12 protein-coding genes are annotated in these 12,547 nt (G+C 67.3%); 9 read left to right on the top strand and 3 right to left on the bottom strand.

The genetic code is table 11. The annotated features are described in order from the left end of the window. The first annotated feature begins 425 nt into the window (after nt 1-425). The 4 genes from AC1DZ6_RS07935 (at nt 426) to arr (ending at nt 4,676) form a co-directional block, all read left to right on the top strand. On the top strand, nt 426-779 hold the full coding sequence (locus tag AC1DZ6_RS07935; RefSeq protein ID WP_477096651.1) for a hypothetical protein: 354 nt from the start codon (nt 426-428) through the stop codon (nt 777-779). A gap of 112 nt (nt 780-891) precedes the next feature. After that, entirely contained in the window at nt 892-2,427 is a 1,536-nt protein-coding gene (locus AC1DZ6_RS07930) for a methyl-accepting chemotaxis protein (protein WP_477096650.1), read from the top strand. Nucleotides 2,428-2,517: 90 nt separating this feature from the next. Further along, complete coding sequence (locus AC1DZ6_RS07925) at nt 2,518-4,074, top strand: tryptophan halogenase family protein (RefSeq protein ID WP_477096649.1); 1,557 nt, start codon at nt 2,518-2,520, stop codon at nt 4,072-4,074. Nucleotides 4,075-4,259: 185 nt separating this feature from the next. Continuing rightward, the gene (gene arr / locus AC1DZ6_RS07920; protein WP_477096648.1) at nt 4,260-4,676 is read left to right on the top strand and encodes an NAD(+)--rifampin ADP-ribosyltransferase; all 417 of its coding nucleotides are present in this window, start codon (nt 4,260-4,262) and stop codon (nt 4,674-4,676) included. 72 nt (nt 4,677-4,748) lie between these two features. Here arr and AC1DZ6_RS07915 read toward each other — a convergent pair whose 3' ends face one another. Continuing rightward, nucleotides 4,749-6,119: a cation:proton antiporter gene (locus AC1DZ6_RS07915; protein ID WP_477096647.1), complete on the bottom strand. Its 1,371-nt coding sequence runs from the start codon at nt 6,117-6,119 to the stop codon at nt 4,749-4,751. 206 nt (nt 6,120-6,325) lie between these two features. Between AC1DZ6_RS07915 and AC1DZ6_RS07910 the strand changes: the two genes are divergently transcribed. The 3 genes from AC1DZ6_RS07910 to AC1DZ6_RS07900 all read left to right on the top strand — a co-directional run bounded on the left by AC1DZ6_RS07910 (nt 6,326) and on the right by AC1DZ6_RS07900 (nt 8,662). Then, nucleotides 6,326-6,568 carry a type II toxin-antitoxin system Phd/YefM family antitoxin gene (locus AC1DZ6_RS07910; RefSeq protein WP_477096646.1) on the top strand — a complete coding sequence of 81 codons (243 nt, stop codon included), beginning with the start codon at nt 6,326-6,328 and terminating at the stop codon, nt 6,566-6,568. After that, the gene (locus tag AC1DZ6_RS07905) at nt 6,568-7,065 is read left to right on the top strand and encodes a PIN domain-containing protein (protein ID WP_477096645.1); all 498 of its coding nucleotides are present in this window, start codon (nt 6,568-6,570) and stop codon (nt 7,063-7,065) included. Before AC1DZ6_RS07910 ends, AC1DZ6_RS07905 begins: the two co-directional genes overlap by 1 nt. 214 nt (nt 7,066-7,279) lie before the next feature. Continuing rightward, a complete protein-coding gene (locus AC1DZ6_RS07900; RefSeq protein WP_477096644.1) occupies nt 7,280-8,662 on the top strand; it encodes a serine hydrolase in 1,383 nt (460 codons plus the stop codon). Nucleotides 8,663-8,763: 101 nt separating this feature from the next. On the opposite strand, the gene AC1DZ6_RS07895 is transcribed toward AC1DZ6_RS07900, so the two are convergent. Next, nucleotides 8,764-9,483 carry a DUF2786 domain-containing protein gene (locus AC1DZ6_RS07895; RefSeq protein ID WP_477096643.1) on the bottom strand — a complete coding sequence of 240 codons (720 nt, stop codon included), beginning with the start codon at nt 9,481-9,483 and terminating at the stop codon, nt 8,764-8,766. 104 nt (nt 9,484-9,587) lie between these two features. Further along, nucleotides 9,588-10,643 carry a LacI family DNA-binding transcriptional regulator gene (locus AC1DZ6_RS07890; RefSeq protein WP_477096642.1) on the bottom strand — a complete coding sequence of 352 codons (1,056 nt, stop codon included), beginning with the start codon at nt 10,641-10,643 and terminating at the stop codon, nt 9,588-9,590. 224 nt (nt 10,644-10,867) lie between these two features. Between AC1DZ6_RS07890 and AC1DZ6_RS07885 the strand changes: the two genes are divergently transcribed. After that, nucleotides 10,868-12,139 (top strand): MFS transporter, encoded by a 1,272-nt coding sequence (locus tag AC1DZ6_RS07885; protein WP_477096641.1) that lies wholly within the window; start codon nt 10,868-10,870, stop codon nt 12,137-12,139. 18 nt (nt 12,140-12,157) lie between these two features. Next, the coding region (locus tag AC1DZ6_RS07880) for a TrmH family RNA methyltransferase (RefSeq protein ID WP_477096640.1) at nt 12,158-12,547 on the top strand (390 nt) is incomplete at its 3' end.

Below are 12,547 nucleotides of genomic sequence, written 5' to 3'. Positions count from 1 at the left end.
GGCGGCGACCATGGACCTGTCGCTGCGCCTGACCCGAGGCGACGGGGCGATCTCCGAGACCTGGCGGTATCTCTGGACGGCCTAGGGCTTGGGCCAGGTCGGTCACACTTCGGTCCACAAGCTGAAGCGGAGTGCTCGCGTTCGTGGGGCGCGGGGTCAGAGTGTCGAGACGGAGCAAGTCAGGTAAAGGCGGCGCTTTTCGCTTGGCCGCGGTGCTGGCGTCCGCCGTCTTCCATGTCGTCCTGCTTGTCTTCCTGGTGCGTTACTTGCCGCCGGCGCCGGTCTACGAGTCGGCGCCGTCCATCCAGGTTTCCCTGGTTCCGCCGCTTCGATCAGGCCGCGCCCATCGCGCCGTCGCCAGACTCCGACCGCCGGACGATCGTGACGCTCCAGCCCACGCCGAGCCCGTGCTTCCCATCCAATCCATGACGCCTTCGTCGCCCGGTGAAGGCGTTGCCCCCCTCGCCTCCGGCGGCGCGCCCAGCCAGGCCGATCTCACCGCGAAGGGGCGGCAGGCGCTTCGCGGCCTGGGCGGCTGCGACCGTGTCACGATGACCCGTGAGGAGCGCGAACGCTGCGAGGCCGAGCGCTGGGCTCGCGTCGGCCAGGCCTCGCCGCGGCTGAACCTGGATCCGTCCGGACGCTACGCCAAGAACCCGGAGCCGTTCCTGTTGCGCCGCCCCAAGGACGGCTGCCGCGCCCGCATGGGCGGCGACGTCGACGCCATGGGCGACGACAGCAATGTCCGCGCGGGCGTCACCTGCGTAGTGCCGTTCTGACTAGGGTTCTGACATACGCTCGACCCCTTAAGGGGGCCCGGATTTCAACCTCGGTTAATCAAATCAGGTCACCGCTCCTCGCAGTACGGACTTCGTGACTCGGGGCAGTAGCATGAGCGTCAATCCGCAACTCGACCAACGCATGGCCTTCATGCGGTTCGATCACCGCGCGCGGGCGGCGCTGAAGACGGCCAAGCCGGTGATCGATGGCGAGATCCACGCCGCGCTCGACAGTTTCTACGACCAGATCCGCGCCTATCCCGAGATGCGCGACCTGTTCGCCAACCGCGCCCAGATGGACGGCGCCCAGGCGCGTCAGGGCGACCACTGGCGCAAGATGGCGACCGCCGAGTTCGGCCCCGACTACGCCGCCGACGTGCAGCGGGTCGGCCAGGCGCACGTGCGGGTCGGGCTGGAGCCGCGCTGGTACATCGGCGGCTACGCCCTGGTGGCCGAGCACCTGATCCGCGCCGTGATGGCCAAGCGCGCCAAAGGCGGACTGTTCGGCGGCGGCAAGGACGACGGCGAGGTCGCCGATCAGGTCGTGGCGCTGATGAAGGCCACCTTCCTGGACATGGACCTGGCCATCTCCAGCTATCTGGGCATTTTGCAGGAAGAGCGCGACCGCATGGCCGCCGAGCGCCAGGCCGCCGAGCAGCGCCAGGCCGCCGCCGTGGCCGCCGTCGGCCAGGCCCTGTCGCGCCTCGCGGCCGGCGATCTTTCAGCCCGGGTCGAGGGCGCGCTGTCGCCCGAGTTCCTGAGCCTGAAGACCGACTTCGACCACGCGGCCGCCGCCCTGGCCGACACCATCAAGGCCGTCGAGCGCGCCACCTCGGGCATTCGCTCGGGCGCCGACGACATCGCCCAGGCCGCCGACGACCTGGCCCTGCGCACCGAGCAGCAGGCCGCGACCCTGGAGCAGACGGCAGCCGCCGTCGAGGAACTGACCGCCACGGTCGATCGCACCGCCAAGAGCGCCAAGGCCGTCTCGGCCCAGGTCAGCCAGGCCGCCGCCGACGCCCAGGCCTCGGGCGTGGTGGTGACCCGCGCCGCCGAGGCCATGACCCAGATCGAGGCGTCGTCGGCCAAGGTCTCGCAGATCCTGGGCGTGATCGACGAGATCGCTTTCCAGACCAACCTGTTGGCCCTGAACGCCGGCGTCGAAGCCGCCCGGGCCGGTGACGCGGGCCGGGGCTTTGCTGTCGTCGCTCAGGAAGTCCGGGCCCTGGCTCAGCGCTCGGCCGACGCCGCCAAGGAGATCAAGACCCTGATCGCCGACTCCAGCCGCCAGGTGGGCGAGGGCGTCGATCTGGTCGGCCAGACGGGCCGGGCCCTGCGCGGCATCGTCGAGAAGGTGGGCGTCATCGACACCCTGGTCGACGAGATCGCCGCCTCGGCCAACGAGCAGGCCTCGGCGTTGGGCCAGGTCAATGTGGCCGTCAACCAGCTGGACCAGGTGACCCAGCGCAACACCGCCATGGTCCAGCAGTCGACCGAGGCCACCCACGCCCTGCGCGCCGAGGCCGCCGACCTGTCCAACCATGTGGGCGGCTTCCGGACGGGTTCGACCGCCCACGCGCCGGCGAGCGACAACGCCGTGCACCAGGCCCGCGAACGCGTGGCGGCCTTCGCGCGACCGGGGCGGTGAGAACAGTAGGGGACGGGCGCATGCGCCTGTCCCTGTCTTTCGCCGAACTTTGCTTTCCGTTTTTGAAGCGGGCCGCGCTATCAAGACGGCATGGATCGTAGACGAAGAATCCTGATCGTCGGGGGCGGCACGGCCGGGTGGCTGACCGCGGCCTATCTGGCCAAGTCCCTGCGGGTGGCCGAGCAGGCGCACCTTGAGATCACCCTGCTGGAATCGCCCGACGTCGGCATCATCGGCGTCGGCGAGGCCACGTTCCCGACCATCCGCACCACCCTGCAGTTCCTGGGCATCGACGAGGCCCGGTTCATCCGCGAGACCTCGGCCACCTTCAAGCAGGGCATCCGCTTCAACGACTGGGGTTGGGCGCCTAGGGAGGGCGCGCGCCACCAGTACTTCCATCCGTTCGAGGCGCCGTTCTCGACCGACGGAACGAGTCTCGCGCCCTACTGGCTGCTGCAGAACGAGGCGACGCGCGCGCCGTTCGCCGAGGCCATGACCATCCAGTCCCGGGTGGCCGACGCCCAGCGCGCGCCCAAGCGGCCGCACGAGGGCAACTTCGCCGGCCCGCTGAACTACGCCTACCATTTCGACGCCGCCAAGCTGGCCCAGGTGCTGGCCGAGCGGGCCCGCGAGCTGGGCGTGCGCCACCTACAGGGCCTGCTGACCGGCGCCGAACTGGACGCGACCGGGGCCATCGACCACGTCGTCTGCAAGGAGCACGGCCGGTTGGAGGCCGATCTCTATATCGACTGCACGGGCTTCCACGCCGAACTGATCGGCCAGGCGCTGAAGGCCCCGTTCAAGTCGGCGCGGCCCTTCCTGTTCGCCGACCGGGCCCTGGCCTGCAAGATCCCCTACGACCGTCCCGACGCCCCGATCCAGAGCTTCACGGTCGCCACCGCCCACGAGGCCGGCTGGACCTGGGACATCGGCCTGAACGGCGCGCGCGGCGTCGGCACGGTCTATTCCAGCGACCACATCAGCGACGACCGTGCCGAGGCGATCCTGCGCGACTATGTGGGCGAGGGCGTCGAGATCAAGCCTCGCGCGCTGTCGTTCGAGGCCGGCTATCGCACCAAGCAGTGGGTCAAGAACTGCGTGGCGGTCGGCCTGTCGGCGGGCTTCCTGGAGCCGCTGGAATCGACCGGGGTGGTGCTGATCGAGGCGGCTGTGGCGATCATCGCCGAGCTATTCCCGCACAACGGTCCGATCAGCGCCCCGGCCTTCCGCTTCAACGAGCTGATGACGGCCCGCTACGACAACATCATCACCTTCTTGAAGCTGCACTACTGCCTGAGCCAGCGGACCGRGCCGTTCTGGCGCGAGAACGCCGATCCGGCCTCGATGCCCGAGCGGCTGGCCGACTTGCTGGAGCAGTGGCGCTGGCGCCCGCCCACCCGCTACGACTTCACCCTGGATCTCGAGACCTTCGCCTTCTTCAACTACCAGTACATCCTGTACGGCATGGGCTTCAAAACCGACCTGTCGCCGGGGCGCAGCGAGTTTCCCGACGTGGCCGGCGCCGACAAGCTGTTCGCCAAGATCAAGACCTTCGGCGAACGCGCCACCCACGACCTGCCCAGCCACCGCGACCTGATCGCCCAGATCAACCGCTTCGGCTTCGACCGGTCGCTGGAGCAGGCCTGAGGCCTGGAGTTCGCCGCCGCTGATGGGTGAAAGGTAGGAAACCGGCCTCGCCGTCGTCCCTGCCCGATAAGGATTTGGGGACGAAAAACCTGAGTTCAAGAATTGGCGGCCGGCGATTTATGCGCAGTTTGTAGCGCCCTCGACGCGGGGACCGCGGGTCCCGATTTCCGGAGGGTCGTTGATCGATGACAGCCACAGTCACGCCAAACACGCAGCCGTTCTACCACGGCACTAAAGCGGATCTGAAAGCGGGCGCCCTGCTCGGCGCCGGCTACGCCTCCAACTACGGCAAGGGGAAAGCGGCGGCCTATGTCTATCTCAGCGCCACTCTCGACGCGGCGACCTGGGGCGCGGAGTTGGCCCAGGGCGAAGGGCCGGGCAGGATCTACATCGTTGAGCCGACGGGGCCGTTCGAGGACGATCCCAACCTGACGGACAAGAAATTCCCGGGCAATCCGACCAAGTCTTACCGCACGCGTGATCCGCTTCGGATCGTCGGCGAGGTCACCGATTGGCAAGGGCATTCGCCCGAACAGCTCAAGGCCATGCACGATCACTTGGCTCATCTCGAGCGACTCGGCGTCAAGGCCATCGAGGACTGAACCCGAAGCGTTCGAAAAAAAGCCCTCGCTCCGGCAGGGGAGCGAGGGCAGGGAGGCAACTCGTAAGCTTGTTCAGGCGGCCTTGGCGATCGCGCCGTCGATGGCGTCTAGCTCGCCGGATTCCCGGGCCTTCTTGCCGTAGACCACCTCGAACAGCGGGCTGGCCATGACCGTGGTGACGATGGCCATCAGCACCAGCATCGAGAACAGGGTCGGGCCGATGATGCCCTTCTGCAGGCCGATGTTGATGATGATCAGCTCCATCAGGCCGCGCGAGTTCATCAGGGCGCCGATGCCCATGGCGGTGGCGTGGTTCTCGCCGGTCAGGCGGGCGGCGGCGTAGCAGGCGCCCCACTTGGCCAGGATCGAGCAGGCCAGGATGCCCAGGGCGATCAACAGCAGGGTCGGCGAGTTGACCATGTCCATCCGGGTGTTCAGGCCCGAATAGGTGAAGAACATCGGCAGCAGCAGGACGACCGCGACCGGCTCGACCTTCTTCTTCAGTTCCTCGACCAGCTTGCCGCGCGGCATGACCACGCCCAGGATGAAGCCGCCGAAGATGGCGTGGATGCCCACCGCATCCATCAGGAACGCCGAGACGCAGAAGGCCAGCAGGACGAGGGCCAGCACCGTGGTGCTCATCTCGCCCTCGCGCTCGACCATGCGGCCCAGCGGCGCCAGAATCTTCGGACCGAAGATCGTGACGAAGGCGACCCAGGCCACCCCGCCGCCGATGGCGAGAACCGCCACGCCCGGTCCGCCGCCGAAGGTCGCCAGGACCACGGCCAGCACGCACCAGGAGACGGCGTCATCGAAGGCGCCGGCGGTCAGGGACAGCGTGCCCAGCGAGGTCTTGGCCAGGCCTCGCTCGTTGATGATGCGGGCCAGCATCGGGAAGGCCGTCAGGGCGATGCAGGCGCCCATGAACAGCGTCGCGCTGCCCTGGCCGATGGTCGGGGCGAACAGACCCGGGACCTTCAGCAGGAAGGGGGTGATCAGGGCGGCGATCAGGAACGGCGCGGCGATGCCGGCGAAGGACACGCTCATGGCGCTCTTGGCCTTGGCCTTGAAATGGTCGGCCTGGAAGCTGGTGCCGACCATGAACATGTAGAGGCCGACGCCCAGCTGGGCGCCGACGTACAGCACGTTCTTGGTTTCCTTGGGAAACAGCATCAGCTGGAAGTCGGGGAACAGCAGGCCCAGCAGGGACGGGCCCAGCACCACGCCGGCGATCATCTCGCCCACGACCTGAGGCTGCTTCAGGATCTTCTGGCCCAGCCAGCCGACCACGCGGCAGGCCAGGATGATGACGGCCAGTTGCAGGAAGAAGTGAACGCTGAAGTCGCCTGGCGTGTAGCTGTGCGCGGCGACCTTGGTGGCCGGTCCGTGGGGCGAAAGAATGCCGCCCACGGTGCTGACCAGGCTGGATATGATGTCGGACAAAGCGTCCCCCCTTGATGATCCCTCTCGGCGTTTGTCCGCCGTTAGGTCAAAGCCGCGCAGAGTTGGCTTGTGGGGGCAAGCCGAAAACGGGCTTTTGACGCTGCCATGCAGAAGATTGTTTTTGCTGGCTTATTTCCTGTTGCCCGAACGCCACAATGTAGTAACGTACCTACAAGACAACCTTGTCATTGTAGGTACGTAGGCACATGAAAGTCATCTCGAGTCGTGACTTCAACCAGGATGTCAGCCAGGCCAAGCGGGCGGCGCGGATCGAGCCGGTCTTCGTCACCGACCGCGGCAAGACCACCCACGTGCTGATGAGCATCGAGGCTTATCGCAAGCTGTCGGGCCAGACCGAGACGATCGTCGATCTGCTGGCCATGGCCGCGCCGACGGCTGTGGACGTCGCCGAGACCCGCTCGACCGAGACCTGGGATCGGCGCGGCTGATGTACCTTCTGGACACCGACATCGTCTTAGAGCTGCGCAACGCCAAGGCGGGCGGCACCGACGCGGGCCTGGCCAGCTGGGCGGCCGGCGTCGCCCGGTCCAGCCTGTTCATCTCGGCGGTGACCCTGCTAGAGCTGGAGACCGGCGCGGCGCGGGTCGAGCGCAAGGACAAGGCGGCGGGCCTGGCCCTGCGAACCTGGCTGGACGACCAGGTCGCCGCCGCCTTCGAGGGGCGGATCCTGCCCGTCGACGCCGCCGTGGTCCGAGGCCGAAGCCGCCTGCCGCTGACCGACGCGCGTGACGCCCTGCTGGCCGCCACCGCCCTGGAGCACGGCCTGATCCTGGTGACCCGCGACGTCTCGGCCTTCWAGGTCAACCGCCTGAAGCTGTTCAATCCCTGGGGCTTCAAGCCCGAGGCGCCGGACGACAGCGAAGACTGGGGCCAGGCCGCCAAGGCCGGCTCGCAGTGGCTGAGGAACATCTTCGTGCGGGGGTAGGGGGCGAGGTTCGAGGTCGACTTAATCGCCAGTGAGATCAATCTGAGTTTGGGCGCGACGCCGCCGAAGACGTAGACGCGCCGATTGACTGGGCAGGTCGCGAAGTCGATATCGTCCTAAAACACCCGCGAATTCCTATTCTTACACAGACTTAATATCGGCAACTGCATCTGTTTGCATAGGTCGCAGCCTCTTACTGATGTGGCGTGCAGTCATGTCGTTGTGGGGATTAAAGTTGCCGAAATTCAGTGACCGCGCTGGCGCGCGTCTCGTCTTTGCCAGCCTCATCGGCCTCTTCCTCTCCGTCGGCCCGGTCCAGGCCCAGGATCCGGCGCGTATGGACCAGATTGTTCGCACCTCCACTGAGGCGAACGAGTTCTCAGGGTCGGTTCTGGTCGCGCGCGACGGCCAGGTTCTGCTTGACCGAGGCTATGGCTTCGCCAACCGCGAATGGCTCATCCCCAACGACGGCGACACCAAATTTCGCCTGGGGTCGATCACCAAGCAGTTCACCGCCGTCGCCATCATGATCCTGAACGAACGCGGCTTGGTCGATCTGGACGCGCCGGTGAAGACCTGGCTGCCGGATGCGCCCGCCGCCTGGGACAAGGTCACGGTGCGACGCCTGCTGGCGCACACCGCCGGCGTCCCGAACTTCACCAGTTTCAACGACTTTCAGGCGCAGAAGACCCTGCCGGTGACGGTCGACGGCCTGATCAAGCGTTTCCGGGATCGTCCACTCGATTTCCAACCGGGCGAAGGGCGGAAATACTCCAACTCCGGCTACGTCCTGCTGACCGCCGTCATCGAGAAGGCGAGCGGCCAATCCTACGCCGATTTCCTCGCCGACAACGTCTTCCATCCGCTGGGCATGAGCGACAGCGGCTACGACCGCAATGCCGCCATCGTGCCCCGTCGCGCTTCGGGATATGCTCCTGCCGCGGGCGGCGTGGTCAACGCCGACTATTGGGACATGAGCATTCCGCAAGGCGCCGGCGGCCTCTACTCCACCACCCATGACCTGCTGAAATGGGAASAGGGGCTGTTTGGAGGTCGACTGCTGCGGCMGGCGTCCCTCACGCTGCTGACAACGCCTGTTCGCGACCGGTACGCCTTCGGGGTGTTCGTGGTCGAGACCGGCGGCGACACGACCATAGCCCACTCGGGCGGTCTCGACGGCTTCAACACCTACATGGCCTACGATCCGGTCCGCCGCGTGACGGTCGTCGTGCTGGGCAATCTCAACGGGCCCGCGCCGGATTCGTTGGGCGCTTCTCTCCTGGCCCTCGCGCGCGACGGGACGGTTCCTCAACAGGCTGGACAGCGGGCCGCCGCGAGCGCGCCAAAAACCCTTCAGGACTATGCAGGCGTTTATGATCTGACGCCGACCTCATCCGTCACCGTGTCGGTCGCGAACGGTCAACTGATGAGTCAGGCCACCGGCCAGAAGGCCATCGTGCTGACTCCAAAGTCCTCCGACGTCTTCCTGCTGCGCGAAGTCGACACCCAGATAACCTTCACGCGGGACGCCTCGGGCGCGGTCGCGGGCTTGATCCTCTATCAGGCCGGCCGCGACAGGGTCGCCCGGAAGACGTAGCGGTCGCCGCACGTCCGCTTCTGGCAGTCTTGCCCATGTCCATCCTTGGTGGATTGCGGACGATGGCTGGCGCCTGCCRGGGCGGGACATTTCGGCGGCCGTTATGGGGTTTTCCGGGTTCCGGGATCGATGGCTAAGGATGCGCCCGCGGCGCCGCCGGCGTCGTATGCCTTTGGTGACACCATGCGGGTGGGGCGGAGCACGGTTCTCAGCTTCAGATCGAGAGTGTCGAGCTCGGCGTCGACGATCGCCGATTTGAGCACGACAAGATCACGCCCGGCGTTCTTGTTGGCCAGGTCGCGCCCGGCTTTCATCGCGGTCAATTTGTCCGCGATGGACGCGACCATCCCCAGCGTGAAGGACGCGTTCGCCATGTGTCGCTCCTGATGCCGAAACTGCTGATAGGCGGCGGTGGTCTTGTACCGGCCAAGCTCGGAGCGAACGGCGCTGTCGATCAGTTCGGCCAGGTAGTGCGCGGCTTCGATATCGGAGCGGAGACCAAAGAAGACGTAACGCGCATCGCCAGTCGGGGTCTTCTCGCGCCAAACCCGGCAATCGCAGAAATGCGCGATGGCGCCGATGCAGTCGCCCAGCGGTATGCGCTTGTTGCGGTGGGTCTCATAGTCGCGCCGCTCACATAGCGAACTACGGATTTCGACGTCGGTCAGCGACAGGTCGTAACGATCGAGCAGCTCGGCGACCTTGGCGGCGGCTGACACGGCTTCGGCTTCGGTACAGCCGTTGTCCGTGGTCTTGGCGCGTAGCCCTTGGATGCGCGTCTTGAGCTTATCAAGAGCGGCGAGATCGGGATTTTCGTTCACGGATGCGTCCCGAAAGTGGAGCTTAGGCAACACCGGCGACGGCCCGCCAAGTTTGCCAACGCCGCCTTTCTAGATGACGCCTACGGCACATCCCAGCGCGACACTCACCCCTTGACCGCCGCCGTCGAGGCCCGTTGGATCAGGGTGAAGGGCAGCAGTTCGTCGCGCGGGCGGGCCCCGGCCTCGGCGTTGCGGGCCACGCCGTTGATCAGCATCTTGGTCGCCAGGGTCGACATCTCGACCAGCGGCTGGCGGATCGTGGTCAGCTGCGGGCGGCTGAGGCGCGAGACAGGGCTGTCATCGAAGCCGGCCACCGACACGTCGCCGGGCGCGGAAAGGTCGGCTTCGGCCATCGCGGCCAGGGCGCCCAGGGCCATTTCGTCGGAGCTGGCGAAGATCGCCGTCGGCCGCGGGGCCAGGGCCAGCAGGGTCTGCGCGGCCTTGTGGCCGGACTCGAAGGTGAAGTCGCCTTCCTGGATCCAGGCCTTCTCGACCTTCAGGCCGCGCGCCTTCATCGCCGCGACATAGCCCTCGCGGCGCGCCTGGCTGGCGCCGTAGCGCTTGTCGCCGGTGATGAAGCCGATGCGCTTGTGGCCCAGATCGGCCAGGTGCTCGGTCATGTCGCGGGCGGCGGCGACGTCGTCCATGTGCACGCGCGGCCCCAGGCCCTCCGGCTTTTCCGGACCCAGGCGCACGTACGGCGTGCCGGCCTTGTCGAGCAGCTCCAGCACCACTTCGTTGTCGCAGGAGGGCGGGGTCAGGATCACGCCGTCGGGCTTGAGGGCGGCCAGCAGGGCGCCGACCTCCTGGCGCACGCGCGGACCGTCGTGGTCGATCAACTCGACCAGCAGGTGGTAGCCGGCCGCCCTGGTCTCGACCGTGGCGCCCAACTGGATGCGCTGCAGGTAGTCCGACCCCCGCTCGCTGCGCCAGTGGTCCAGGGTCAGGGAGGCGTCGACGAAGACGGCGATCACGAACGAGCGCGAGCCGGCCAGGCTGCGGGCCGACAGGTTGGGCGCGTAGCCCAGGGCGCCGGCCGCCTCGAGCACGCGCTCGCGCATCTGCGGCCGCACGTTCGGCTCGTTGTTCATCACGCGGGAAACAGTCTTGATCGACACGTCGGCGCGCGCCGCAACGTCATAGATCGTCACCGACGCCATGGGCCCGCCCAATTCCGGTTGCGTGGGTCCTGATTGTTTGGACTCATCTTCATGCGGCCAACCTAGAGCAACTGCGCGGCATAAGGCGACGCTCCCGTTTCAAAAAAGCGCGGTCAAAGGCGTCGAGGCGGGCTTTGTCGCCTGTCGCGGCTTGTGTCCCCCGGCGCGGAAGGCCAGTGTCCGGGCCAATCGCGGCGTAGACCGCGTGCATCTGGGGAGGCGTGATGACGACGGCGGAGGCAGTGGGAATCGACACGGCAAGGCCGACAACGCCCGTGAGGCCCAGCTTCATCGCCGCCTTCACCCTGGCCCAGATCGGGGCCTATGTCAGTTTCATGCCCCTGTTCCAGGTGCTGTTGCCGCTGAAGGCCGAGGCCATCGATTCGGCCAACAAGGCCGTCGTGCTCAGCCAGGTGGCCATTCTCGGCTCGATCACCGCCAGCATCGCCAACCTGCTGGCCGGCGCGATCAGCGACCGGACCACCTCGCGCTTCGGGCGTCGGCGGCCCTGGATGGTGGTCGGCGCGCTTGGCACCGTCGCCTCGTACTTCGTGATCATGATGGCCCAGGGCGCGGCGCAGCTGATGGCCGGGATCGTCTGTTTCCAGCTGGCCTTCAACCTGCTGTTCTCGGCCTTGCTGGCCGTGCTGCCCGACCGGGTGCCCGACGCCCAGAAGGGCAGGGTGGCGGCCTTCCTCAGCCTGGGCCATCCGATCGGCGCCATGGCCGGGGCGATCCTGGTCGGCGGCCTGCTGGTCAGCGAGCCCTCGCGCTACTTCGCCATTGGCATAGTGCTGCTGGTGGCGATCGCGCCGTTCGCCCTGGGCCTGAACGATCCGCCGCTGTCGCCCAACGCGCGGCCGCCGTTCAACTGGCGCAGCTTCGTGTCGGGGTTCTGGATCGATCCGCGGGCCCATCCCGACTTCGCCCTGGCCTGGGTCAGCCGGTTCATGGTGCTGATCGCGATCACACTGACCCAGTGCTACATGCTGTTCTACCTGCAGGACGCGCTGCACTATTCGGACCTGTTTCCGGGGCGCCGCGCCGAGCAGGGCATGGCCCTGCTGACCACCGTGGCCACCTGCGCCAACGTCGCCTGCGGCATGCTGGGCGGGATGCTGTCCGACCGCCTCAAGCGCCGCAAGCTGTTCGCGGCCGGCGCGGCCATGGCCCTGGCGGCGGCGATGATCGTGTTCTCGCTGGTGCCCAGCTGGCCCGTCGTGGTGGTGGGCTTCGTGATGTTCGGCTGCGCGGTCGGCTGCTACTACGCCGTCGACATCGCCCTGGTCAGCCAGGTGCTGCCCTCGCAGAAGGACGCCGGCAAGGACCTGGGGGTGATCAACCTGGCCAACACCTTGCCCCAGGCCATGGCGCCGATCCTGGCGATGTGGGTGCTGGGCCCGGCCCACGTCAACTATCACGCCCTCTATCTGGTGGCCGCGGGACTGGCGGCGGCTGGCGGTCTGGCGATCCTTCCGATACGGGGCGTGCGGTAAGCCGCTTTTCGAGGTCCCGTGCCAGACCTGATCCCCATCGACGATCCGAACGACCCGCGCGTCGCGGCCTATCGCGACATCAAGGAGCGCGACCTGGTCGGCCGCCAGGGGCTGTTCATCGCCGAGGGCGAGACGGTGCTGCGGGCCTTCGTCCGCGACGCGCCGGAGCGCGTGCAATCCCTGCTGATCGACGGCAAGCGCGCCGACAAGCTGGGCGAGGTGTTCGACGGCCTGCCGGCGGACGCGCCCGTCTATGTCGTCGGCCAGGCCGTGCTGGACGCGATCGCCGGCTTCCACCTGCATCGCGGGGTGCTGGCGGTCGGGGCCAAGCCCGAGCCGCTGTCGGCCGAGGCGTTGCTGGCGCGCGCGGGTCCCAAGGCGGTGGTGCTGGTGCTGATGGGGATCGCC

Source organism: Caulobacter sp. P1_B12_2, from assembly GCF_056406675.1.
The sequence above is the reverse complement of the archived record's forward strand: the minus strand, read 5'-3'. Positions and strand labels throughout refer to the sequence as shown.